Below are 23,931 nucleotides of genomic sequence, written 5' to 3'. Positions count from 1 at the left end.
GTCATGGCGGGTCCGCCGGGGGAAGGGCAGCCCGCCAGCGGGAAGCTCTGGAAGTTCTTGCCAACCGGCGCATCGATGTCGCGCCGCTGCTCTCGCATGTTGCCGGGACGTTAGCAAGAGGTTGCAGATAATGGAAGGGCTTGCAGAGAGCCCCGCAAGAACTTGCCGGTGGGCTAAAGTGCCGCCATGCGCGCTCGACTGTCCGACATCGCCCAGCAGGCCGAAGTCAGCGAGGCCACGGTGTCGCGGGTGCTCAACGACCGCCCCGGCGTGGCCCCGGAGACCCGGCAGGCCGTCCTCACCGCCCTCGACGTGCTTGGCTACGAGCGGCCGGCCCGGCTGCGCAAGCGCAGCGCCGGGCTGGTCGGCCTGGTGGTCCCGGAGCTGGACAACCCGATCTTCCCCGCCTTCGCCCAGGTCATCGAGTCGACGCTGGCGCAGAGCGGGTTCACCCCGGTGCTCTGCACCCAGACCGCCGGCGGCGTCACCGAGGACGAGTACGTCGAGATGCTGCTGGACCGGCAGGTCTCCGGGATCGTCTTCGTCTCCGGCCTGCACGCCGACACCGCCGCCAACCACGACCGCTACCGGGCGTTGATCGCCCGGCCGTTGCCGGTCGTGATGATCAACGGGTACGTGCCCGGCATCGGCGCCCCCTTCGTCTCCTGCGACGACGGGGAGGCCGCCGAGCTGGCGGTGGCCCACCTGGTCGCACTCGGGCACCGCCGGATCGGCCTGATCACCGGCCCCGACCGGTTCGTCCCGGTGCAGCGCAAGGTGGCCGGCTGGCGCTCCGCGATGACCCGGCTGGCCGGCGTCGCCGAGGCTGACCTGGGCTCCCTGGCCGAGCTGTCGCTGTTCGGTGTGGAGGGTGGCGAGGCCGCAGCCGGCCGGCTGCTGGACCGCGGCGTGACCGGTGTGGTGTGCGGCTCCGACCTGATGGCGCTCGGCGCGATCCGGGCGGCCCGCCAGCGCGGCCTGACCGTCCCCGGCGACCTCTCCGTGGTCGGCTACGACGACTCGCCGCTGATGGCCTTCACCGACCCGCCGTTGACCACGATGCAGCAGCCGGTCATCGCGATGGCGGTGGCCGCGGTCCGGGCCTTGGTGGACGAGATCAACGGGCATGGCGCTCCGCACTCGGAGTACCTGTTCCGCCCGGAGCTGGTGGTACGCGGCTCCACCGCTGTCGTCCCGGCCCGCCCCGGCGCCGCCGGCTCCAACCGGCACCGGGGCGGCTCTTCGGCGCTGGCCGTCCCCGCCTGATCGGCCCCGCACGGTCCCGGCTGATCGACGCCACACGGTCCCAGCTGCCAACTGCCGCAGCAACCGCGGTGCTGCCTTGCGCAAGAACTGCTTGACTCTTGCAGCGCTCGGCCGGCATATTGCTCAGACACCCGGCGGGCCATCGGCCACACCCCGCCGGGTGCCACCGCACCCGGCCAGAGACAGACGGGGAACGCCAACCGATGACCGCCAGCACCGCCACCCCGCCCCGCACCGCCGCCGACGACGACTGGTGGCGTTCCGCGGTCGTCTACCAGGTCTACGTCCGCAGCTTCGCCGACAGCGACGGCGACGGCACCGGTGACCTCCAGGGCATCCGGCAGCGCCTGCCGTACCTGCGCGACCTCGGGGTGGACGCGCTCTGGCTGACCCCCTTCTACACCTCCCCGATGGTCGACGGCGGGTACGACGTCGCCGACTACCGGGACGTCGACCCGATGTTCGGCACCCTCACCGACTTCGACGCGATGATCACCGACGCGCACGCCCTCGGCCTGCGGATCATCGTCGACCTGGTGCCCAACCACACCTCCAGCGCACACCGCTGGTTCACCGCCGCCCTCGCCGCCGGCCCCGGCTCGCCGGAGCGGGCCCGCTACCTCTTCGCCGAGGGCCGGGGCGCGCACGGCGAGCTGCCGCCGAACGACTGGGAGAGCATCTTCGGCGGCCCCGCCTGGACCCGGGTCCCGGACGGCGAGTGGTACCTGCACCTGTTCGACCCGGCCCAGCCGGACCTGAACTGGCGCCACCCCGAGGTCCGCGCCGAGTTCGAGGACGTGCTGCGCTTCTGGCTGGACCGGGGCGTGGACGGCTTCCGGATCGACGTGGCACACGGCATGATCAAGGCCGAGGGTCTGCCGGACGTCGGCTTCAGCACGCTGACCACCGGCCAGCGCCAGGTCGAGCTGCTCGGCAAGGGCCGGCTTCCCTACTTCGACCAGGACGAGGTGCACGAGATCTACCGCGCCTGGCGGCCCATCCTGGACAGCTACCCCGGAGGCCGGATGGCCGTCGCCGAGGCGTGGGCCGAGACCCCGCAGCGGCTGGCCCGCTACATCGGCGCGGACGAGCTGCACCAGGCGTTCAGCTTCGACTTCCTCGACGCGACCTGGTCGGCGGACTCGTTCCGCAAGGTGGTCGACACCGCGCTGGCCGAGTCGACCGTGGTCGGCGCGCCCACCACCTGGGTGCTGTCCAACCACGACAAGCAGCGACACGTCACCCGCTACGGCGACGGCGTCGAAGGGCTGCGCCGTGCCCGCGCGGCCAGCCTGCTGATGCTCGCCCTGCCCGGCTGCGCCTACCTCTACCAGGGCGAGGAGCTGGGCCTGCCCGAGGTGCTCGACCTCCCCGACGAACTGCGCCAGGACCCGGCGTTCCTGCGGACCGGCGAGAGCCGGGACGGCTGCCGGGTGCCCATCCCGTGGAGTGGTGAGCTGGCCCCGTACGGCTTCGGGCCGGCCGGCAGCGAGCTGAGCTGGCTGCCCGCGCCGGCGACCTGGGCCGCCCTCTCGGTCACCGCGCAGACCGGCCTGCCCGGCTCGACGCTGGAGCTCTACCGGGCGGCGCTGCGGATCCGGCACGAGCACCCGGCGCTGGCCGTCGACGCCGGCGGGGTGACCTGGCTGGAGAGCGGGCCGGGCGTGCTGGCGTTCTCCCGCGCCGCCGGCGCGACCGTGCTGACCTGCGTGGTCAACCTCAGCGGCGCACCGGTCCCCATCGACGGGTACGGCGAACCGCTCGTCGCCAGCGAGGCGCTCACCGGGCAGGGCTCCGGCCACCTGCTGCCGGTCGACGCGGCCGCCTGGTTGGAACGACGCTGAGCGGGTAACCCGTCATCGACCTGGTCGTCCGTCGTGCCCCGCGCCGACGGGCGACTGGGCTACCGGCCCCTTGTGGTGGGGGGTGAGGTGGCGCCGGCGCCACGCGGAGTCCGCTCCGCGCGGCGCCGGTGTCCGTCTGCGCGGGGTGTGCGTCGTCGCCGCCGGCCGTACCACACGGAGCATGGTGGTACGGATAGCGCAGTGCACACTCGACGTCGAGGACCTGGACCTCATGGTGGCGTTCTGGTCGGCGGCCCTCGGCCACGAGGTCGAGGAGGGCGACGACGGCAGCGCCAAACTCTGGCCGCCGGGGCAGCCCTCCGCCGCGATGCCCAGCGTCTGGTTGCAGGGCTCCGGCACGACCAAGCGGGGCAAGAACCGGCTCCACCTCGACCTGGTCGCCGACGGTGACCCGCAGACCGAGGTACGGCGGCTGATCGGGCTCGGCGCGCGGCACGTGGACGTCGGGCAGAGGGGCAGCGAGCAGTTCACGGTGCTCGCCGATCCCGAGGGCAACGAGTTCTGCGTGCTGGACAGCGCACCGACCCGCTGACCGGGCCGTCACCGGTGGGAGTCGCTCACTTCGCGGTGAGCAGCGCCGCGATCCGGGTGAAGCCCGCGCGCACCTCGGCCTCGTCCGGCGGCTCGGCGGGTTCGCCATGGCCCGCCTCGTCGGCGGCGGCGTCCAACTCCTCGTCGATCACATCCTCGAAGTCGCCGTACAGGTCGGCCCCCTCGACCTGCCGGGCCTCATCCTCGGCGGCGACCTGCGCGGCGGCGATCTCGCTGCGGATCTCGTCGGCGGACAGCGCCGGCAGCAGTGGCTCCACAACCGCCATCAGCTGCTCCTCAGCCACCACCGCCTCGGCCAGCGCCAACGCGTGCGGCCGCTCGTACGGCCCGCAGACCACCGGCTCCCACTCATCCAGGTCACCGAGCGGGCCGAAGGTGATGATCCAGGGCAGGCCGAGCATCGGCGAGTCGGCCGGCAGGTCCAGTGTCATGAGTGCGCCCACCGGCTCATCATGGTCGGCCAACGCGAGCCGTGACGCCGTTCGCCTCAGTTTTCGCCCGTCCGGCGCCCGATCAGGCTCCGATCAGCCGGGGCGGGTGGCGTCCAGGGCCGCACGGACCAGGGCGAGCGCGGTGGCCGGCGGCACGCCGAGCCGGACCGCCTCGGCCGCGTAACCGGCCGCCGCCCGATGCAGCCGGTCGACGGCGTCGTCCCGCCCCGGGGCCACGAAGGTGCCGTTACGCCCCCGGGTCTCCAGCAGCCCGGCCGCCTCCAGCTCCCGGTAAGCCCTGGCCACCGTGTTCGCCGCCAGCCGCAGGTCCGCGGCGAGCTGTCGGACGGTCGGCAGTCTGGTGCCCACCGGCAACCGGCCGTCGCCGATCAGCTCGGCGAGTTGTCCGCGCACCTGCTCGTACGGCGCCACCGACGAGTCCGGATCGACCGAGATCAGCACCTGCACACCTTCCATCATCAGCCCGCGCCGCCCGGCGTACCCGGATCGGTGTCCTCGTCGAGATTCGCCGGCGGGGCGCCCTCCGCCAGGTCGACCACCCGCCCGCGCATGCTGGTCGCGAGGAGCGCCGCCCCGAACAGCACCAGCTGGTTGAGCAGATAGAGGTAGAGCAGCAGGCCGACGGCACCGGCCACCACCGTGTACGCCGGGTTCCGCTCGGTGCGCACCACGTAGTACCGCCCGACGGTGTTCAGCAGCGTGATGCCGACCGCGACCAGCAGCACCACCGGGCGCAGCCGGGACCGGCTCATCCGCAGCCGGGGCACCGCGAGCAGCAGCGCGGTGGCGAGCACGGTGTTGATCAGCACGCTGAGCACGGCGCTGATCGTGGTCAGGCCGACCGAGCCGGTGCTGCGCAGCAGGAAGCGCAGCAGCGACTCCAACGCGTCCACCGCCGCCACCGAGACGCCGAGCAGCACGAAGACGCCGATCATCACGCCCAGGTCGACCAGCCGCCGGATCACCAGGTTGCCGGGCTGCTGGTTGAGCCGGTACATCAACCGCTGCGAGGAGCGGATCGCCTCCACCCAGCCGATCCCGGTGAAGACCAGGATGACGAGGCCGACCACACCGACCGTTCCGCTGGAGTTGGCGATCTGCTGCGCGTCCAGGAACGGCAGGTTGTCCTTCAGGAAATCGGCCGCCGCCGCGCTGACCTCGTCGTTGTCCTCCAGGATCGCGCCGAAGATGGAGTACGCGACCAGCGCGAGGGCGAACACCGCGAAGAAGCCGTAGTAGGCGATCGCCGCCGCCAGCCGCCCGGCCAGCACCTCGGCGTACAGGGCGCCGGCTCGCCACACGTGGTCGAAGAGCCCCGACCGGCAGCGCGCGGCGTTCACCCAGCGGTCGATGCCCGCCTCGATCCGGCCGATCACGTTCACGCGGTCATCCTCGCCGATCTCCCGCCGCCGTGGTGGCAACCGGCTTCCCGTCCTCGCCCGGCGGCGCGTCGCCGGCTGGTTCAGCCGCCGAGGCGGAAGTCCCGGCGCGGCCGCCATCGGGCCTGCCCACTGTGCGAGAACAGGGTGAACGCCTCGACCTCGAACATCGCGGAGAAGTCGGCCAGGTCCTCGTACGCCTTGTCCAGCGCCTCCGGCGCCACGTCCTGCGCCACGGTGACGTGCGGGTGGTAAGGGAACCGGGTCTGGCGGTGCAGGCCCGGCGTCGCAGCGATGGCGGAGGCGAGCAGCTCGCACTCGCTGATCCCGGCGGCCACCGCCACGAACACCACCTGGGTCACCGGGCGGAACGTGCCGGTGCCCCGCAGGTGCAGCGTGAACGGCAGGTGCGCGGCGGCGACGCTGGCGAGGTGCCGCTCGACGGTCGGCAGGTTGGCCGTCGGGATCTCGGTGGGCCCGAGCAGCGTCACGTGCGCGGGTACGGCCAGCGGGTCACCGGCCTCGACCCGCCGCCGGGTGAGCTGGGCCCCCCACGGCTCCGGGATGTCCACCGCGATGCCGATCTGGATGGTGTCGCCGGTCGGCGGCACCCCACCACTGCGATCCACGCTTCGCGTCGCCCCTTCGGCCACCGACCCGCCCACCTGTCCCGCGGCGCTATTCGCCGCGCACCGGCGGGAAGAACCCGACCCGCTCGTACGCCGACCGCAGGGTGGCCCCTGCCACCGCCCGGGCCTTCTCCGCGCCGGCGTCGAGCAGCTTGTCCAGTTGCGCCGGGTCGTCGAGGTACGTGCTGGTGCGCTGCTGGATCGGGCGGACGAACTCCGCCACCACCTCGGCCAGGTCCTTCTTCAGGTCGCCGTAGCCGCGACCGGCGTACGCGGCCACCAGCTCGTCGATGTCGCGCCCGCTGAGCGCCGAGTGGATGGTCAGCAGATTGGACACGCCCGGCTTGGTCTCGGCGTCGAAGACGATCTCCCGGCCGGTGTCGGTGACCGCCGAGCGGATCTTCTTCGCCGACCGGGCCGGGTCCTCCAGCAGGTCGATGATGCCGGCCGGCGAGGACGACGACTTGGACATCTTCGCGGTCGGGTCCTGCAGGTCGGTGATCTTCGCGGTGTCCTTGACGATGTGCGGCGCGGGCACGGTGAACGTCGGGCCGAACAGCGAGTTGAACCGCTGGGCCAGGTCCCGGGAGAGCTCCAGGTGCTGGCGCTGGTCCTCGCCGACCGGCACCGCATTGGCCTGGTAGAGCAAGATGTCGGCGGCCTGCAGGATCGGGTAGGTGAACAGGCCGACGCTGGCCCGCTCGTTGCCCTGCTTCTGCGACTTGTCCTTGAACTGGGTCATCCGGCTGGCCTCGCCGAAGCCGGTGATGCAGCCGAGCACCCAGGCCAGCTGCGGGTGCTCGGGCACCTGCGACTGCACGAACAGGGTGCTGCGTTCCGGGTCCAGACCGACCGCGAAGAGCTGGGCGGCGGCCACCCTGGTCCGCTGGCGCAGCAGCGCCGGGTCGTGCCCCGCCGTGATGGCGTGCAGGTCCACCACGCAGTAGAAGGCGTCGTGGGTCTCCTGCAGGGCCACCCAGTGCCGCACCGCGCCGAGGTAGTTGCCGAGGTGGAACGAGTCGGCCGTCGGCTGGATGCCGGAGAAGACGCGGGGGCGGGCGGGAACGTCGGACATGCCGATAATTCTGTCAGCAAGCAGCGGGGTCCGTCATGACGGGCCGGCGGGTCGGCCGCGGCCCGCCGGTGTCGGGGCGTTCACCTCGCACGCTTCCCTCGCGCCGACCCGGCGGACGGGCGCGACACCGGCCTCGATCTGCTGCTCCGGCAGCGCCTCCCACGCCTGCTCCGCCCCGGCGTCCCGCGCCAACCCGGCGCTAAACTCACGGCGTTGCTCCGGCACCCGCACGGCGGAGACGGCGACCCGGGTCACCCGGCGTCCGTCGAGGGCCAGCACCCGCAGCAGCCAACCGCCCAGGGGGTCGGCCGGGTCGGGTCCGCCGGCTTCGGCCGGCTCAACGGGTACGGGCACCTCGTCGCCGGTGACCGGTAGTCGGCCCAGCGCGGCCATCACGAACCCGCCGACCGTCTCGTACGGCCCGGCGGGCAGCGCGACGCCCGTCCGCTCGGCGAAGTCGGCCAGGTTGAGCCGACCATCCACCACGGCGGGCAGGCCGGCGTGCACCGGGTCCGGCGCGACGTCGTACTCGTCGCGGATCTCGCCGATCAGCTCCTCGATCAGGTCCTCCAGGGTGACGATCCCGGCGGTGCCGCCGTACTCGTCGACGACCACCGCGAGGTGCTGACCCTCCCGGCGCATCTCGGTCAGCGCGGGCAGCACCCGCTTGCTGCCGGGCAGGCGCTTCACCTCCCGGGTGAGCTCGCCGACGGTGGCGCACGCGTCGGCGTCCGGGCGCAGCAGCACGTCTCGGAGGTGCACGAAGCCGACCACGTCGTCGTGGGTGCCGTCGGTGACCGGGTAGCGGGTGTGCGTCTCGGCGCGTACCAGCCGGGCGGCCTCGGCGATGGTCAGCCGGGCGGGCAGGAAGACCACCTCGGTGCGGGGCATCATCACCTCACGGACCAGGCTGGCTCCGGCCACCAGAACCTCGTCGATGATCCGCCGCTCATCCGGGTCGAGCAGCGTGTTCGCCGCGACCAGGTCCCGCAGTTCGGCTTCGGAGATGCGCTCCCGGCCGGCTGCCGGGCCGGCCCCCAGCAGGTCGGTGACGAGACGGGTGGCGCCGTCGGCGGCGCGGACCACGACCCGGGCGACGACCCGGGCGAGCGGGCCAGGGTCGCGGCGGGGCCTCCCCCGCGCGCCTCGCCGGAGCCCGGTACGGGCCGCTTCCCGCATGACAGAGATGGTAGACACCGACGGCCCGTCGCACCGGGGTTCGCATGGTGCGGATCAAATGTTCGGGTCTGTTTAATCGTGAGAGATTATGATGGAATGGCGATGGTGACGGGATCGGCCGGGGGCCACCCGCCGCCGTAGGGTGATTCACCGAGGCCACGTCCCGGGCGGGCCAGGCAGGGAGGCAACGACGTGAAACTGCTCGTCACCGGGGGCGCCGGCTTCATCGGCAGCGTAGTGACCCGGATGCTGCTCGACGCGGGTCACCGGGTGGTGGTCCTGGACGACCTGCGCACCGGCCACCGCGAGGCGCTCGCTCCGGATGCGACCCACGTCGAGGCGTCCATCCACGACGCCGCCCGGATCGTCACTCCCGACGCCGGCTTCGACGGGGTGCTGCACTTCGCCGCTCTGATCGCCGCCGGCGAGTCGATGGTCAGGCCGGAGCTGTACTGGCAGACCAACACGGTCGGCACGCTCGCCCTGATCGACGCGGTCCGGGCCGCCGGGGTGCCCCGGATGGTCTTTTCCTCCACCGCCGCCGTCTACGGCAACCCCACCGAGCTGCCCATCCCGGAGAGCGCGGTCAAGGCGCCCACCAACACGTACGGCGCCACCAAGCTCGCCGTCGACATGGCGCTCACCTCCGAGACGATCGCCCACGGGCTGGCCGCCGTGTCGCTGCGCTACTTCAACGTGGCCGGCGCGCACCTCGCCGGTGACGTCGCGCTCGGCGAGCGGCACGACCCGGAGACGCACCTGATCCCGATCGCGCTGGAGGTCGCCGCCGGCCGGCGGGAGAAGCTCCAACTCTTCGGCGACGACTACCCCACCGTCGACGGCACCTGCGTCCGCGACTACATCCACGTCGCCGACCTGGCCCGGGCCCACCTGCTGGCGCTGGACGCGGCGACGGCCGGCCAGCACCGGATCTACAACCTGGGCAACGGCAACGGCTTCACCAACCGGCAGGTGGTCGACGTCGTCCGCGAGGTCACCGGGCACGCGCTGCCGGTCGAGGTGGCGCCCCGCCGCGAGGGCGACCCGGCCGAGCTGGTCGCCTCCTCCGCGCTGGCCCGTGACGAGCTGGGCTGGACGCCGCAGAAGCCGACCCTGCACGACATGGTCGGGGACGCCTGGGCCTTCTACCGCACGCACATCCTGGAGCAGTCATGACCCACCCGACCGGTGACGTCGCCGAGCGGGCCGCCGCCGGCTTCACCGCCCAGTACGGCGGCCGGGCCGCCGGCCGCTGGGCGGCTCCCGGGCGGGTCAATCTGATCGGCGAGCACACCGACTACAACGACGGGTTCGTGCTGCCCTTCGCACTGCCACTGCGGACGGTCGTCGCCGCCGACCGGCAGGACGGCGAGCGGTGGACGGTCTGGTCCGAGCTCTCCGACGAGACGATCACCTTCGGCGCGGACGACGTCGCCGAGCCGGGCCGGGTCACCGGCTGGGGCGCGTACGTGGCCGGTGTGGTCTGGGCGCTGCGCGAGGCCGGCCACCAGGTGCCCGGCGCCCGGCTGGCGATCGCCTCCGACGTGCCGCTGGGCTCCGGGCTCTCCTCCTCGGCCGCGCTGGAGTCGGCCGTGCTCGCCGCGCTACTCGACCTCGGAGGGCTGGAGCTGCCCGCCGAGCGGCAGCCCCGGCTGGCGCAGCGGGCGGAGAACGTCTACGTCGGCGCGCCGACCGGGATCATGGACCAGTCCGCCGTGATCCGCTGCCGTGCCGGGCACGCCCTCTTCCTCGACTGCCGTGACGAGTCCGTCGAACACATTCCGTTCGACCTGGACGCCGCCGGGCTGGCCGTGCTGGTGATCGACAGCCGGGCGCCGCACCGGCACGCCGACGGCGAGTACGCCGCCCGCCGTCGGTCCTGTGAGACGGCGGCCAAGGCGCTCGGCGTCTCCGCGCTGCGCGACGTGGCCGTCGACCAGCTCAACGCCGCGCTCGCCCGGCTCGATGACGAGGAGACCCGGCGGCGGGTCCGGCACGTGGTCACCGAGGACCAGCGGGTGCTGGACACGGTGGCGCTGCTGCGCGCCGGCCGGGTCCGGGACATCGGCCCGCTGCTCACCGCCTCGCACGTCTCGATGCGCGACGACTTCGAGATCACGGTGCCCGAGATCGACACCGCGGTCGAGGCGGCGCTTGCCGCTGGCGCCCTGGGCGCCCGGATGACCGGCGGCGGCTTCGGGGGGTGCGTCCTCGCCCTGGTCGACACGGGCCGGGCCGACGCGGTCGCCGCAACCGTGACCGCCGCCTACGCCGAGCGCGGCTTCACCGCACCGGGCACCATCACGGTCCTCCCCGCCCCCGGCGCCACCCGCCTCGACTGACCCCACCGGGCGGCGACCCCCGGCGGCGAGATCGTGCTCGTTCGTGGAAGTAGTGGCCTCGCCCATCGGGCGAGGCCACTAGTCCCTGGTTGGAGCGTGATCTTGCGGGCGACCTGGCCGGGCCGAGCCCAGGATCAGCTGGCTTCGACGATCATGCCGGCGCCGACGGTGCGGTTGGTGGCCTCGTCGATGATGACGAAACCGCCGGTGGTCCGGTTACGCCGGTACTCGTCGGCCAGCAGCGGCACCGTGGTGCGCAGTCGCACACGGCCGATCTCGTTGAGCCGCAGCGCGTCGGCCGTCTCGTCGCGGTGCAGCGAGTTGATGTCCAGCCGGTAGTGCAGCCCGCGCACGATCGCCCGCGCCGACCGGGTGGTGTGCTTGATCGCGTACCGGCCGCCGACCTGCAACGGGCGGGTCTCGTCCATCCAGCAGACCATCGCCTCGATGTCCTGTGCCACCGCCGGCGCGTTGTTCGGCCGGCAGATCAGGTCACCCCGGGAGATGTCGATCTCGTCGGCCAGCCGTACCGTCACCGACATCGGTGGGAACGCCTCCGCGACCGGCCCGTCGGCGGTCTCCACCGCGGCGATCCGGCTGGTGAAGCCGGAGGGCAGCACCATCACCTCGTCGCCCGGCTTCAGCACGCCGGAGGCGACCTGGCCGGCGTAGCCGCGGTAGTCGGTGACCGTGGTGGACTGCGGCCGGATCACGTACTGCACCGGGAACCGCACGTCGACCAGGTTGCGGTCGCTGGCGATGTGCACCCGCTCCAGGTGGTGCAGCAACGACGGGCCCTCATACCAAGGCATGTTCTCCGACCGGGTGACGATGTTGTCGCCGCGCAGCGCGGAGACGGGCACCACGGTCAGGTCCGGCACGTCGAGCTTCGCGGCGAACGCGGTGAACTCGTCGGCGATCCGCTCGTAGACCTCCTGCGACCAGTCCACCAGGTCCATCTTGTTGACGCAGAGGACCAGGTGCGGCACCCGCAGCAGGGAGCAGAGGAACGCGTGCCGGCGGGACTGCTCGACCAGGCCCTTGCGCGCGTCCACCAGGATCAGCGCCAGGTCGGCGGTGGACGCCCCGGTGACCATGTTGCGGGTGTACTGGATGTGCCCGGGGGTGTCCGCGATGATGAACTTGCGTCGCGGCGTGGCGAAGTACCGGTACGCCACGTCGATGGTGATGCCCTGCTCGCGCTCGGCCCGCAGGCCGTCGGTGAGCAGAGCCAGGTTGGTGTACTCGTCCCCACGCGCCGCGCTGACCGCCTCCACCGCGGCCAACTGGTCGGTGAAGAGCGACTTGGTGTCGTAGAGCAGCCGGCCGATCAGGGTCGACTTGCCGTCGTCCACGCTGCCGGCGGTGGCGAACCGCAGCAGGTCCATCGGCCGGGCTTCGGGAGCCGGGGCCACGATCTCGGTGGTCATCAGAAGTAGCCCTCCCGCTTGCGGTCCTCCATGGCGGCCTCGCTGACCCGGTCGTCACCGCGGGTCGCGCCGCGCTCGGTGATCCGGGTGGCCGCCACCTCCTCGATGACCTTCTCCACGGTGTCCGCGTCCGAGCGGACCGCCGCGGTGCAGGAGGCGTCGCCCACGGTGCGATAGCGCACCTGCGCTTTGAAGCGCTCCTCACCCGCCCGGGGACGGAAGAACTCGTTGACCGCGTAGAACATCCCGTCCCGCTCGATCACCTCACGCTCGTGCGCGTAGTAGATCGACGGCAGCGGGATCCGCTCCCGGGCGACGTAGTGCCACACGTCCAGCTCGGTCCAGTTGGACAGCGGAAAGACCCGGATCGATTCGCCCGGATGGTGCCGGCCGTTGTAGAGCGACCACAGCTCCGGCCGCTGGTTCTTCGGGTCCCACTGGCCGAACTCGTCGCGGAAGCTGAACATTCGCTCCTTGGCCCGGGCCTTCTCCTCGTCCCGGCGGGCACCACCGAACAGCGCGTCGAAGCGGTGCTTCTCCACCGCGTCCAGCAGCACCGGCGTCTGGATCCGGTTGCGCATGCCGTCGCCGGACTCCCGGACCAGCCCGCTGGTCAGCGCCTCCGGCACGCTCGCCACGACGAGCTGCAACCCCAGCTCGGCGACCCGCTGGTCGCGGTATTCGAGAACCTCGGGGAAGTTGTGCCCGGTGTCCACGTGCATGACCGGGAAGGGGATGTTGGCCGGGGCGAACGCCTTCTGCGCGAGCCGCAGCATGACGATCGAGTCCTTGCCGCCGGAGAAGAGCAGCACCGGGCGCTCCATCTCGGCGACCACCTCGCGCATCACGAAGATGCTCTCCGCCTCCAGCGCGTCCAGATGGGAGACCCGGTAGGCCGCGGGGGTGGTCATGACACCGGCTCGACTCGCTCGCTCATCCGATTTCCAGACCTTTCCGGTCGGGCATGTCAAGAAGTGCCTCAGGCTACCCGGAATGCCTCTGCAGCGCTGCAAGCAACCGGGGGGCGAGATCCCTGCGGCAGACCAGCAGGTCCGGCAGGCGCGGATCCGCCTCGTTGTATCTCAGCGCAGAACCGTCGATCCGGGAAGCGTGCAGTCCGGTGGCCGTCGCCACAGCCACCGGCGCCGCCGAGTCCCACTCGTACTGCCCGCCGGCGTGAATGTAGGCGTCCACCTCACCGTTGATCACCGCGGCGATCTTCGCCCCGGCCGACCCCATCGGCACCAGTTTCGCCGCCACGTCCTCGGCCAGGTCGGTGAGGAACACCGGCGGCCGGCTCCGGCTCGCCGCCAACCGGATCACCCGCGTGCCGGCCGTCGCGGCCTCCACCGTCATCGGTGGGTACGCCGGCGGATAGTCCGTGCCCAGCACCCGGTGCTGCGCCGGCAGTCCCACCGCGCCGGCGACGAGCCCGTGCGGGCTCGGCGCGCTGCGGGCCCAGAGCGCCACGTGCACCGCCCAGTCAGAGCGGCCCTCCTCGGCGAACTCCCGGGTGCCGTCCAACGGATCGATGATCCACACCCGGTCGGCGGCCAACCGGGACACCGCCTCGGCGTTCACCTCGGCCGCCCAGGCCAGCCGCGACCCCTCGTCCTCCTCGGAGAGCACCGCGTCGCCCGGCCGCCACTTCGCCAGCTCCGTACGGATCAGGTCGTGCGACACCTTGTCCCCGGCCGACTTCAGCGCGCCGGCGTCCGCGAAGCCCAGCTCCGCCCGCAGGTCGAGCAGCGCCTGACCGGCCCGGGCGGCCAACCACCGGGCGAACGCGCCGTCGATCATCGGAGGACTGCTCATTGCCCGCTCCCGTCGCCTCGCCGCGACCCCTGCCCACCCGGATCGCCGCGCCGCGACCCGCGTCGCCGATCGCGGCACGCCGAAAGGCGCAGACTACCGGCCCGCCAACCCGGTGCGGGACTTCCCCGACAGTCTCAACCGCCGTGGTAGAGGTTCTGCGTCGGCTCCACACCCTTGACGATCACCGACTCCACCACGTCGGCAGCCCGGTCCACCAGGAAATCCAACTCCTTGCGCTCCGCCGCGCCGAAATCCGACAGCACGTAATCCGCCGGGTCCTGCCGCCCCGGCGGCCGGCCGACGCCGAACCGCACCCGGATGTACTCCTTGGTGCCCAGCGACTTCGACATCGAGCGCAGGCCGTTGTGCCCACCCTCGCCGCCACCGCACTTGACCCGCACCTGGCCGTACCCGATGTCCAGCTCGTCGTGCGTCGCGATCACCTGCGCCGGCGGCACCTTGTAGAACTGCGCCAGCGCCACCACCGGCCCGCCGGACAGATTCATGTACGTCAGTGGCTTGACCAGCACCAGCTTCGGCCCGCCGAAACCCAGTCGCCCCTCGGCCACCTCGGCAACCGCCCGCTTGTGCCGGCCGAACCGCGCGCCGATCCGCCCGGCCAGCAGGTCCGCCACCATGAACCCGACGTTGTGCCGGTTCCCGGCGTACTCCCGGCCCGGGTTTCCCAGGCCGACCACCAGCCACGGCCCCGCCTCGTCCGTCACGACCCGCCCCTCCCGACGTCCGTCCCACCGACTCCCGATACGACAACAGGCGCCCCCGAACGCTCGGGGACGCCTGCCGCACAGTACGAACCGATCAGGCCTCGGTGCGCGCCTCGGTGTTCTCCCCGCCCTCGGCGGTCGGGGCGGCGTCCGCGCCCTCGGAGCCCTCGGTGCCCTCGCCGACCTCGGCCTCGGCCTCCTCGGTGGCCTCCTCGACCTCCGGCAGCGTCGCCTCGAGCTGCTCGGCGGTCGGCGCGGCGGTCACCGCGGCGACCGTCAGCTCCGGGTCGACGGCCAGCTCGACACCGGCCGGCAACTGCACGTCAGCGGCGGTCACCTGGGAGCCCGCCTCCAGGCCCTCGATCGACGCCTCGAGGTGGTCCGGCACCTTGGTGGCGTCGGCGGTCACCGAGAGGGTGTCGTGGTCGTGCACGATCAGGGTGTCCCGTGCGGCCTCACCGGTCAGCTGGATCGGGACCTCGACGGTGACCTTCTCGCCCCGGCGGACCAGGATGAGGTCGACGTGCTCGAAGGTGTCGCGAATCGGGTCACGCTGGATCGCCTTCGGCAGCGCCAGCACCTGGGTGCCGTCGGTGATGTCGATCGCGAAGAGCTGGTTGGCGCCACCCTTGCGGATCGCCGCGGCGAACTCCCGGGACGGCAGCGCGATGTGCTTGGGCTTCTCGCCGTGGCCGTACAGCACGGCGGGCACCTTGCCGGCCCGGCGGGTACGACGGGCACCACCCTTGCCGAACTCGGTACGGGGCTCGGCGCTGATCTTTACCTCGGACACGGGGAAACTCCTGATGCTTTCGCTGCGGCGGCTTGTCGTCTTGCGGTGCTGGGGCGAGGGGCTCGCTGGGGCTCATGCGTCATGAACGACTGCCCGGAGCACCGCGTCGATGACGGTGCCTCCGTGCGGCGCTATTCAGCGGCCCGCCGGGCACCCTCGCCGTGGCAACCGCACCAGTCTACCCGAGCTGATTCCGAGGTTTCCGGCAGTCCCCAGGTCACCACTCACAAACGGGCGCCGGACGCGCGCCCGACGCCGCTGAGGGCCGTTCCCGCCGGCTGGGACGCCGGCGGGAACGGGCCCTCACCGCAGCGCGACGCTCAGCTCAGGCCACCGAAGAGGGTGGTCACCGAGCCGTCGTCGAAGACCTCCCGGATCGCCCGCGCCAGCAGCGGCGCGATCGACAGCACGGTCAGCTTGTCCAGCTGCTTCTCCGGTGGCAACGGCAGCGTGTTGGTCACCACGACCTCGCTGATCGAGCTGTTCTTCAGCCGCTCGGTGGCCGGGTCCGACAGCAGCGCGTGGGTGGACGCGACGACGATCTCCGCCGCGCCCGACTCCTTGAGGATGTCCGCCGCGCCGGTGATCGTGCCCCCGGTGTCGATCATGTCGTCGACGATCAGGCAGACCCGACCCTCGACCTCGCCGACCACCCGGTTGGCCACCACCTGGTTCGGCTTCATCGGGTCGCGGGTCTTGTGGATGAACGCCAGCGGGCAACCGCCCAGCCGGTCGGTCCACCGCTCGGCCACCCGCACCCGACCCGAATCCGGTGCCACCACGGTCATCGGCCGGCCGGCGTACTTGCGCTCCACGTACTCGGCCAGGATGTCCATCGCGAAGAGGTGGTCGACCGGGCCGTCGAAGAAGCCCTGGATCTGCGCGGTGTGCAGGTCGACGGTGAGGATCCGGTTCGCGCCGGCCGTCTTCAGCAGGTCCGCCACCAGCCGGGCCGAGATCGGCTCCCGACCCCGGTGCTTCTTGTCCTGCCGCGCGTACGGGTAGAACGGCAGCACCACGGTGATCCGCTTGGCCGACCCCCGCTTCAGCGCGTCCACCATGATCAGGGTCTCCATGACCCAGGTGTTCACCCCGTGCGTCACGGACTGCACCACGAAGGCGTCCGAACCACGGACCGAGTCCTTGAACCGTACGAAGATCTCGCCGTTGGCGAACTCGTACGCGTCGGCCGGCGTCGGCGCGACGCCGAGCACCTCGCCGATCTCCTTGGCCAGCTCCGGAAAACCACGTCCGGAGAAGAGCATCAGGCTTTTGCGGTTTTCGGCGACGATGCTGCCCATGGGCCCGTCTGCTCCCGTTTGTCGGTGGTACCCGGCCCGGTGGTGGTGGGTCGGGGACTATTCGGTTGCAGTATCTCCCGTGCCGGAGGTGCCGCCCACCGTCTCGGTCTGCCCGTGCATTGCCTCACTGTCGCTTGCGGTACCGGCCACACCCGACGCACCCTCAGCAGCCCGCAGCGCACGCTCGGCCGCCGCCGCGGAGACCGTTCCGGGGCGCTTGCGCGCCACCCAGCCCTCGATGTTGCGCTGCGGCGCGCGGGTCACCCCGAGCGCGCCCGGCGGCACATCCTGAGCGATCGCGCTACCCGCCGCCACGTACGCCCCGGCGCCCACCTCGACCGGTGCGATCAGGCTCGTGTCGCAGCCGACGAACGCGCCCTCGCCCACGACCGTCCGGTTCTTGTGCACCCCATCGTAGTTGACGAAGATCGTCGCCGCGCCGATGTTCGCCTTCGCGCCGATCGTCGCGTCACCCACGTACGACAGGTGCGGCACCTTCGCACCCGGGCCGACCTCGGAGTTCTTCACCTCGACGAACGTGCCGACCTTGGCCTTCTCCGCCAACCGCGCGTCCGGGCGCAGGTACGCGTACGGCCCGACGCTGGCCCCCGGCCCGATCTCGGCGCCCACCGCGTGGCTGCGCAGAACGGTCGCGCCCGCGCCGACCACCGTGTCGATCAGCGTGACGTCCGGGCCGATCTGCGCGCCCGCCCCGACCACGGTGCCGCCGCGCAGCTGGGTGTTCTGGTCGATCACCGCGTCGCGGTCCAAGGCCACCGTCACGTCGATCCAGGTGGTCACCGGGTCGAGCAGGCTCACGCCGGTGCGCATCCACGCCTCGTTGACCCGGTCGCGCAGCAGCCGGCGCAGCGTCGCCAGCTCCACCCGGTCGTTGCAGCCCAACGTCTCGACGTGGTCCACGGCCACGTGCACCGCGACCGGCTCGCCGGCCGAGCGGAGCAGGCCGAAGACGTCGGTCAGGTACTCCTCACCCTGATCGTTGTCGGTGGAGAGCTTGCCCAGCGCGTCGCGCAGCCGCACCGCGTCGAACGCGTAGATACCGGCGTTGATCTCCCGGATCGCGCGCTGCGTCGCGTCGGCGTCGCGCTCCTCGACGATCTGCTCCAGCCGACCGTCGTCGTCCCGGACGATCCGCCCGAGCCCGGTCGGGTCGGGCACCTCGGCGGCCAGCACGGTGGCCGCCGCGCCGGCCTCCTCGTGTGCGGACACCAGCGCGCCCACCGTCTCCGGCCGCAACAGCGGCACGTCCCCGTTGATCACCACGACCGTGCCGGCGCCCTCGGGCACGGCGTCCAGCGCGATGCGGACGGCGTGCCCGGTGCCGAGCTGCTCGGCCTGGAGCACCGGCGTGGCCTCCGGGGCGACCTCGGTCAGGTGGCCCCGGACCTGGTCGGCGCCGTGCCCCACCACCACGACGGTGCGGTCGGCGGCCAGCGGCGCGGCCGCGCTCAGCACGTGACCGAGCAGGGTCCGGCCGAGCAGGGGGTGCAGCACCTTGGGCAGTGTCGACTTCATCCGCTTGCCCTCACCGGCGGCGAGCACGACGACGGTACGAAGGTGGGGCTGGGGCACGATGTGGCTCCCGTCGGGACGGCGGACACTCTCGCGGTCATGCTAACCGCGCCGCCGGGAACGTCTCCGCCTTACCCCACTGGAACCTAAACCAGACTTAGGGGGCAGCTCGGCCGCCAGGGTTCGAACCTGAAATACGGGTACCAAAGACCCGGGTGTTGCCAATTACACCACGGCCGATCAGCAACGCGAGCGCGTCACATCCGGGGATGGGGATCCCGCCGCTACACCTTAGCGCCCCGCCCGCCGGACGCCATCGCTCATTCCGCCACGCCCACGCGGCGGCGGCCCGGACGGGCGGATCCGGACGAAGGGGGATCACCTCGGGGGCGTCGTCGACAACGCCGAACCTCGATGCCTCCCGACCGCACACCGCGACCCGCAGCGCCGCCCCGGCCCTGCCGGGATGGGGCCGACGGCACCACTGCCCGCAGCCCTGATCAGGGCTCTGACCTGGCCCTCAGCACGACTTCGGAAAGTTCCCCGTGCGATCTACGGTGCCGTAAGTTACGGTGACGTAGGCGTAGCTTCGTGATCGTTTCCGTCCCCTCTGCGAGGTCCCATGTCGACCGCTCTGCTCGAACCCAACACCGCCGGGCCCGGCCCGAAACCCCTCACCGACGGCAGCCAGTCCCCCGGCATCCTGGTCGCCCTCTGGGCCTTCGTCGTGATCCCCTTCGTCGCCCTGCTGGTCGCCGTGCCGGTGGCGTGGGGCGGCTGGCTGGGCTGGACCGACATCGCCATCGGCCTGGTCTGGTACGTGGTCTCCGGGCTCGGCATCACGGTCGGCTTCCACCGCTACTTCACGCACGGCTCGTTCAAGGCCAAGCGGTGGCTGCGGGTGACGTTGGCGGTCGCGGGTTCGTTGGCGGTGCAGGGCGAGATCATCCAGTGGGTGGCCGACCACCGACGGCACCACGCCTTCTCCGACCTGGAGGGCGACCCGCACTCGCCGTGGCGCTTCGGCACCAGCCTCTGGGCACTGACCCGGGGCCTGTTCCACGCCCACGTCGGCTGGTTGTTCCGGCGCGAGCTGTCCAATCGTGAGCGGTTCGCCCCCGACCTGCTGGCCGACCATGACATCCGCCGGGTGGACCGACTCTTCCCGCTGCTGGTCGCCATCTCGCTGCTCGGCCCGGCGCTGATCGGCGGCCTGGTGACCTGGTCCTGGCAGGGCGCGCTCACCGCGTTCTTCTGGGCCGGGCTGGTCCGGATCGGCCTGCTGCACCACGTCACCTGGGCGATCAACTCGGTCTGCCACGTCTACGGCGAGCGTCCGTTCGCCATGCGCCAGGGCGACCGGGCGTCGAACTTCTGGCCGCTGGCGATCCTGTCGTTCGGCGAGAGCTGGCACAACCTGCACCACGCCGACCCGACCAGCGCCCGACACGGCGTGCTGCGTGGTCAGGTGGACATCTCCGCCCGGGTGATCTGGCTGTTCGAGAAGGTCGGCGCCGCGTCGCAGGTGCGCTGGCCGAAGCCGGAGCGTCTCGCGGCGAAGCTGGTGAAGCCGGTCGCACCCCGCTAAAAGCGGGCGGTGCTCCGGGAGGCCGCCTGGCAGGATGGCCGGGTGACCGAGCGACGCGGGGGGACCGGACGGCTCGGCGGCCGGGGAGCCGGGCCCGATCCGGGTACGGTCGGACGGCGCGGCTGGGCGGTCGGACCGCCCGCCAGTGAGGCGACGACGTGAACGGGCACAGCGGAGGCACCATCCCACGGCAGGGCGTGACCGAGCGCCAGCGAGGCGGCGACATGCCTGAGCTCAAAGACGGAGCGGGGGGCCGGCGTGCGACGCCGGCTCCACCCGCCAAACCCACCTCCCGGGTCCGCATGTCAGCGGCCCAGCGGCGGGAGCAGTTGATCGCGACCGGCCGGCAACTCTTCGCCGAGCGCGGTTTCGACGCCACCTCCATCGAGGAGGTGGCGGCCCGCGCCAAGGTCTCCAAGCCGGTGGTGTACGAGCACTTCGGCGGCAAGGAAGGGCTCTACGCGGTGGTGGTGGACCGGGAGGTCCGGGCACTGCTCGACCGGATCACCACGGCCTTGACCGCCGGGCACCCGAGGGAGTTGCTCGAGCAGGCGGCGATGGCCCTGCTGGGCTACATCGAGGAGGAGACCAGCGGGTTCCGGGTGCTGGTCCGCGAATCGCCGGTGATGTCCGCGACGGGCAACTTCATCAGCGTGATGAACGACGTGGCACACCAGGTCGAGCACATCCTGGGCGCCGAGTTCAAGAGCCGCGGGTACGACCCGAAGCTGGCGGAGCTGTACTCGCAGTCGCTGGTGGGCATGGTGGCGCTGACCGGCCGCTGGTGGCTGGAGGTGCGCAAGCCGCGCAAGGAGACGGTGGCGGCACACCTGGTCAACCTGGCGTGGAACGGGTTGTCCCACCTGGAGGCGAAGCCGACGCTGATCACCGCCCGCCGACGCTGACCACGGTCAGCGGCGGGTGTGCACCTCGGCCACCGGGTGACTGCGGTTGCGACGTTCCGCCTCGGCGTGGTCCTCGGGGCCGACCTTGTCGTACAGGCCGGTGCCGAGAAGGATCAGGCCGAACAGCATCGACACGACCACGGTCGACATCGAGAAGTTGAGGAAGTTCGCGTCGGTCTGCAGCACGGACATCATCAGGATGCTGGTCACCAGGAACACCACGCCGGCCGTGAGGTTCATGTAGTGGCCGAGGTTGGTGCGCCGGGACGCCCCGATGATCAGAACGACTCCGAAGACCACTGAGGCGAGCGAGAAGGCCAGGTTGGTGCGCAGCCCGAGCACCCAGTGGCTGCCCCGGTTGAAGAGCGGATCTCCGAGCGTCTGGGCGACGCCCCAGACGCCGAAGACCAGGATGTAGACGCCGATCAGGCCGGCGAGGACCCGGTAGAGCGGCCGTGCCGGATGGTTCACCGGAAAGTGCGCCATGCCCTGATCCCCATCCACCCGAGAAAGACCATTTCAGGAGGATTGTCACCTGAGGCAGAGGGGGCTGTCCGGAGAACCACAAAGGCGGTAGGTCCGCCGCAGGCCGGACCGAGTCAGGTTTTCGCCGGAGCCCGAGCTGCGCAGGGATCAAGCCTGACCGCCGGAGCAGCTCGGGCTCCGGCGAAAACCCACCACCGCAACCAGCAAGAACTCAGAGCACCAGGCGAGCCTTCTGGAACGCCTCCGCCTCGTCGTCCGTGCCGACCTTGCCGTACATGCCGACCATCAGCAGCACCAGGGCCGCCGCCATCACCACGACCACGGTGGTGATGCTGAAGTTGAGGAAGTTGGCGTCGGTCCGGATGAACGCGAGGCCGCCCAGGCTGATCACCATCAGGGCGTACGCCAGCCACTGGTTGATCGCCACGTCGATGTTGCGGCCGAGTGCGGTGCCAGCCAGCACGAGGAGCCCGAGCAGCACGCTGAGCAGCGAGAAGCCGATGTTGGTGCCCTGGCCGAGGACCTTGGTGTCGTCCTGCGCGAAAATCTCGTTGCCGGCGCTCGCGATGATGCCGAGCACACCGAAGACCACCAGGTAAAGACCGGTCAGCCCGCCGATCGCCCGGTAGATCGGCCGCGCGGGGTGGTTGACGGGGGTGTGGGCCATCTGAGTCTCCAACGCCGTGGGGTGAGGTGTCGTGGACGATTGTCCCGCACGCGGAGATGTGACGCCGCACACGGCCCCCGGGCGGCGCGCCCCGCCCGGATCAGGTCTCGGGCAGGTCCTCGGCGAGCGTCATCCAGGTCTCCTCGATCCGCTCCCGCTCGGCGCGCAGATCCTTGAGCTGGGTGTCCAATTCGGCGACCCGGGCGTAGTCCGTGGCGTCGGCGGCGAGCTGGCCGAGCAGCGTGGCCTCGCGCTGGTCGAGCTTGCCGAGCTGGCGTTCCAGCCGGGTCAACTCCTTGCGGGCCTGTCGGACCTCGGCGGCGGACATTCCCGTCGCGCCGGTGCCGGTCGGCACGGCGGCCGGGCCGGCGCCCGGGGTGGCGCCAGCCCGGGAGGGCCCGGCTCGCTCGGCGGTCCGGGCGAGGTACTCGTCGACGCCTCCGGGCAGGTGCACCAGCCGGCCGTCACCGAACATCCCGTACGCCGTGTCGGTGACCCGTTCGATGAGGTAGCGGTCGTGGCTGGCCACGATGATCGTGCCGGGCCAGGAGTCGAGCAGGTCCTCCAGGGCAGCGAGGGTGTCGGTGTCCAGGTCGTTGGTGGGCTCGTCGAAGAGCAGCACGTTGGGCTCCCCGGCGAGCAGCCGCAGCATCTGCAGCCGGCGGCGTTCCCCGCCCGAGAGGTCGCTGACCGGGGTCCAGAGCCGTCGGTCGTCGAAGCCGAAGACCTCGGCGAGCTGGGCGGCGGAGACCTCCCGGTCGCCGAGCTGGACCCGGCGGGCGACCTCCTCGACGGCTTCGAGCACGCGCAGGTGCCCGGGCAGCTCGGCGAGCTCCTGGGAGAGAAAAGCCGGCCGCACGGTGGTACCGGTGCCGAGCCGGCCACCGTCGGGGCGGGTGATGCCGGCGAGCATCCGCAGCAGCGTGGTCTTGCCGGCGCCGTTGGCGCCGAGGATCGCGATCCGGTCGCCGGGCCCGACCAGCCAGGTGACGTCCCGCAGGATCTCCTTGGGGCCGGCGTGCAGCTCGACGTTCTCCAGGTCGTAGACCTGCTTGCCGAGCCGGGAGGTGGCCATCCGTTGGAGCGACATGGTGTCGCGCGCCGGCGGCACGTCGGCGATCAGGGCGTTCGCGGCGTCGATGCGGAACTGGGGCTTCGAGGTACGCGCCGGCGGGCCGCGGCGCAGCCAGGCGATCTCCTTGCGAAGCAGGTTCTGGCGGCGGGCCTCGGTGGCGGCGGCGACGCGCTCGCGCTCGGCGCGGGCCAGGATCCAGGCGGCGAAGCCGCCCTCGTAGGCGCGGACGGTCTGGTCGGCGACCTCCCACGTGGTGGTGCAGACCGCGTCCAGGAACCACCGGTCGTGGGTGACCACGACCAGGGCACCCTTGCGACCGACCAGGTGCCGGGCCAGCCAGTCGACACCGCCCACGTCGAGGTGGTTCGTGGGCTCGTCGAGGATCAGCAGGTCGGAGTCGCGCACGAGCAGCGCGGCGAGCGCCACCCGGCGCCGTTCGCCGCCGGACATCGGGCCGACCGGCTGGTCGAGGCCGAGGTGCGGCATGCCGAGGCCATCGAGGATGGCGCGCACCCCGGCGTCACCGGCCCACTCGTGCTCGGCGCCCATGCCCTCGGCGAGCCAGGCGGTGCCGAGCACGACGTCCCGGACGGTGGCCTCGGGGGCGAGGGTGAGCTGCTGCGGCAGCCAGAGCACCCGCAGGTCGCGGCGGTGGGTGACCCGGCCGTCGTCGGGATCCTCCTGCTTGGTGAGCAGCCGCAGCAGGGTGGACTTGCCGGCGCCGTTGAGGCCGACCACGCCGATCCGGTCGGCGTCGTCCAGACCGAGCGAGACGTCCGTGAGCAGCCGCCCCGCGGCGCCGTACCCCTTGGACACCCGGTCCAGATTGACGATGTTCGCCACGTTCCACCCTTCATGATCAAGGCGTCCCGGT

At 71.8% G+C, this 23,931-nt stretch carries 23 protein-coding genes and 1 tRNA gene; 7 read left to right on the top strand and 17 right to left on the bottom strand.

Annotated features, from left to right (window positions below):
- Positions 1-186 precede the first annotated feature (186 nt).
- From ACFYPS_RS06705 to ACFYPS_RS06695, 3 genes are all read left to right on the top strand, one after another.
- Positions 187-1,266: a LacI family DNA-binding transcriptional regulator gene (locus ACFYPS_RS06705; RefSeq protein ID WP_387323224.1), complete on the top strand. Its 1,080-nt coding sequence runs from the start codon at positions 187-189 to the stop codon at positions 1,264-1,266.
- A gap of 203 nt (positions 1,267-1,469) precedes the next feature.
- Positions 1,470-3,110: a glycoside hydrolase family 13 protein gene (locus ACFYPS_RS06700; RefSeq protein ID WP_387323222.1), complete on the top strand. Its 1,641-nt coding sequence runs from the start codon at positions 1,470-1,472 to the stop codon at positions 3,108-3,110.
- Between the two features lie 181 nt (positions 3,111-3,291).
- Positions 3,292-3,663 carry a VOC family protein gene (locus ACFYPS_RS06695; protein WP_354962600.1) on the top strand — a complete coding sequence of 124 codons (372 nt, stop codon included), beginning with the start codon at positions 3,292-3,294 and terminating at the stop codon, positions 3,661-3,663.
- Positions 3,664-3,688: 25 nt separating this feature from the next.
- Here the strand turns inward: ACFYPS_RS06695 and ACFYPS_RS06690 are convergent, their stop codons facing one another.
- The 6 genes from ACFYPS_RS06690 to ACFYPS_RS06665 all read right to left on the bottom strand — a co-directional run bounded on the left by ACFYPS_RS06690 (position 3,689) and on the right by ACFYPS_RS06665 (position 8,397).
- On the bottom strand, positions 3,689-4,126 hold the full coding sequence (locus ACFYPS_RS06690) for a hypothetical protein (RefSeq protein ID WP_089017805.1): 438 nt from the start codon (positions 4,124-4,126) through the stop codon (positions 3,689-3,691).
- Positions 4,127-4,207: 81 nt separating this feature from the next.
- Positions 4,208-4,576, bottom strand: coding sequence for a GntR family transcriptional regulator (locus ACFYPS_RS06685; protein ID WP_387323219.1), 369 nt, complete (start codon positions 4,574-4,576; stop codon positions 4,208-4,210).
- 17 nt (positions 4,577-4,593) lie between these two features.
- Entirely contained in the window at positions 4,594-5,517 is a 924-nt protein-coding gene (locus ACFYPS_RS06680; RefSeq protein WP_354962598.1) for a YhjD/YihY/BrkB family envelope integrity protein, read from the bottom strand.
- 80 nt (positions 5,518-5,597) lie between these two features.
- The gene (locus tag ACFYPS_RS06675) at positions 5,598-6,179 is read right to left on the bottom strand and encodes a 2'-5' RNA ligase family protein (RefSeq protein ID WP_387323217.1); all 582 of its coding nucleotides are present in this window, start codon (positions 6,177-6,179) and stop codon (positions 5,598-5,600) included.
- Between the two features lie 13 nt (positions 6,180-6,192).
- Positions 6,193-7,218: a tryptophan--tRNA ligase gene (trpS, locus tag ACFYPS_RS06670; protein ID WP_387323215.1), complete on the bottom strand. Its 1,026-nt coding sequence runs from the start codon at positions 7,216-7,218 to the stop codon at positions 6,193-6,195.
- A 33-nt stretch (positions 7,219-7,251) separates the two neighbouring features.
- Positions 7,252-8,397, bottom strand: a complete 1,146-nt coding sequence (locus tag ACFYPS_RS06665) for a hemolysin family protein (protein ID WP_387323213.1) — start codon at positions 8,395-8,397, stop codon at positions 7,252-7,254.
- A gap of 246 nt (positions 8,398-8,643) precedes the next feature.
- Between ACFYPS_RS06665 and galE the strand changes: the two genes are divergently transcribed.
- Together galE and galK are read left to right on the top strand one after the other, a co-directional pair.
- Positions 8,644-9,573 carry a UDP-glucose 4-epimerase GalE gene (gene galE, locus ACFYPS_RS06660; protein ID WP_354962932.1) on the top strand — a complete coding sequence of 310 codons (930 nt, stop codon included), beginning with the start codon at positions 8,644-8,646 and terminating at the stop codon, positions 9,571-9,573.
- The gene (gene galK, locus ACFYPS_RS06655) at positions 9,570-10,739 is read left to right on the top strand and encodes a galactokinase (RefSeq protein ID WP_354962596.1); all 1,170 of its coding nucleotides are present in this window, start codon (positions 9,570-9,572) and stop codon (positions 10,737-10,739) included. The genes galE and galK overlap by 4 nt, the downstream gene beginning before the upstream one ends.
- 134 nt (positions 10,740-10,873) lie before the next feature.
- Here galK and ACFYPS_RS06650 read toward each other — a convergent pair whose 3' ends face one another.
- The 8 genes from ACFYPS_RS06650 to ACFYPS_RS06615 all read right to left on the bottom strand — a co-directional run bounded on the left by ACFYPS_RS06650 (position 10,874) and on the right by ACFYPS_RS06615 (position 18,576).
- Positions 10,874-12,169 carry a GTP-binding protein gene (locus tag ACFYPS_RS06650; protein ID WP_354964620.1) on the bottom strand — a complete coding sequence of 432 codons (1,296 nt, stop codon included), beginning with the start codon at positions 12,167-12,169 and terminating at the stop codon, positions 10,874-10,876.
- Positions 12,169-13,080 carry a sulfate adenylyltransferase subunit CysD gene (gene cysD, locus ACFYPS_RS06645; protein ID WP_354964619.1) on the bottom strand — a complete coding sequence of 304 codons (912 nt, stop codon included), beginning with the start codon at positions 13,078-13,080 and terminating at the stop codon, positions 12,169-12,171. Before cysD ends, ACFYPS_RS06650 begins: the two co-directional genes overlap by 1 nt.
- A gap of 73 nt (positions 13,081-13,153) precedes the next feature.
- Positions 13,154-13,984, bottom strand: a complete 831-nt coding sequence (locus ACFYPS_RS06640) for an inositol monophosphatase family protein (RefSeq protein WP_354964618.1) — start codon at positions 13,982-13,984, stop codon at positions 13,154-13,156.
- A gap of 134 nt (positions 13,985-14,118) precedes the next feature.
- A complete protein-coding gene (gene pth / locus ACFYPS_RS06635; RefSeq protein ID WP_354964617.1) occupies positions 14,119-14,709 on the bottom strand; it encodes an aminoacyl-tRNA hydrolase in 591 nt (196 codons plus the stop codon).
- 94 nt (positions 14,710-14,803) lie between these two features.
- Positions 14,804-15,502 carry a 50S ribosomal protein L25/general stress protein Ctc gene (locus tag ACFYPS_RS06630; protein ID WP_354964616.1) on the bottom strand — a complete coding sequence of 233 codons (699 nt, stop codon included), beginning with the start codon at positions 15,500-15,502 and terminating at the stop codon, positions 14,804-14,806.
- Between the two features lie 320 nt (positions 15,503-15,822).
- Positions 15,823-16,803, bottom strand: a complete 981-nt coding sequence (locus ACFYPS_RS06625) for a ribose-phosphate diphosphokinase (RefSeq protein ID WP_354964615.1) — start codon at positions 16,801-16,803, stop codon at positions 15,823-15,825.
- A gap of 57 nt (positions 16,804-16,860) precedes the next feature.
- Positions 16,861-18,399, bottom strand: coding sequence for a bifunctional UDP-N-acetylglucosamine diphosphorylase/glucosamine-1-phosphate N-acetyltransferase GlmU (glmU, locus tag ACFYPS_RS06620; RefSeq protein ID WP_354964637.1), 1,539 nt, complete (start codon positions 18,397-18,399; stop codon positions 16,861-16,863).
- 105 nt (positions 18,400-18,504) lie between these two features.
- Positions 18,505-18,576 (bottom strand) — tRNA-Gln (locus ACFYPS_RS06615).
- A 382-nt stretch (positions 18,577-18,958) separates the two neighbouring features.
- Between ACFYPS_RS06615 and ACFYPS_RS06610 the strand changes: the two genes are divergently transcribed.
- Together ACFYPS_RS06610 and ACFYPS_RS06605 are read left to right on the top strand one after the other, a co-directional pair.
- Positions 18,959-19,924, top strand: coding sequence for an acyl-CoA desaturase (locus ACFYPS_RS06610; RefSeq protein ID WP_354964614.1), 966 nt, complete (start codon positions 18,959-18,961; stop codon positions 19,922-19,924).
- A gap of 224 nt (positions 19,925-20,148) precedes the next feature.
- The gene (locus ACFYPS_RS06605) at positions 20,149-20,829 is read left to right on the top strand and encodes a TetR family transcriptional regulator (RefSeq protein WP_387323209.1); all 681 of its coding nucleotides are present in this window, start codon (positions 20,149-20,151) and stop codon (positions 20,827-20,829) included.
- Positions 20,830-20,835: 6 nt separating this feature from the next.
- Here ACFYPS_RS06605 and ACFYPS_RS06600 read toward each other — a convergent pair whose 3' ends face one another.
- The 3 genes from ACFYPS_RS06600 to ACFYPS_RS06590 form a co-directional block, all read right to left on the bottom strand.
- Positions 20,836-21,315, bottom strand: a complete 480-nt coding sequence (locus ACFYPS_RS06600) for a DUF4383 domain-containing protein (protein WP_354964613.1) — start codon at positions 21,313-21,315, stop codon at positions 20,836-20,838.
- 211 nt (positions 21,316-21,526) lie between these two features.
- Positions 21,527-21,982, bottom strand: coding sequence for a DUF4383 domain-containing protein (locus ACFYPS_RS06595; RefSeq protein WP_354964612.1), 456 nt, complete (start codon positions 21,980-21,982; stop codon positions 21,527-21,529).
- Between the two features lie 100 nt (positions 21,983-22,082).
- Positions 22,083-23,900: an ABC-F family ATP-binding cassette domain-containing protein gene (locus tag ACFYPS_RS06590; RefSeq protein ID WP_354964611.1), complete on the bottom strand. Its 1,818-nt coding sequence runs from the start codon at positions 23,898-23,900 to the stop codon at positions 22,083-22,085.
- Between the last annotated feature and the right edge of the window lie 31 nt (positions 23,901-23,931).

This window comes from Micromonospora sp. NPDC005087 (assembly GCF_042872965.1).
Classification (GTDB): Bacteria; Actinomycetota; Actinomycetes; order Mycobacteriales; family Micromonosporaceae; genus Micromonospora.
The sequence above is the reverse complement of the archived record's forward strand: the minus strand, read 5'-3'. Positions and strand labels throughout refer to the sequence as shown.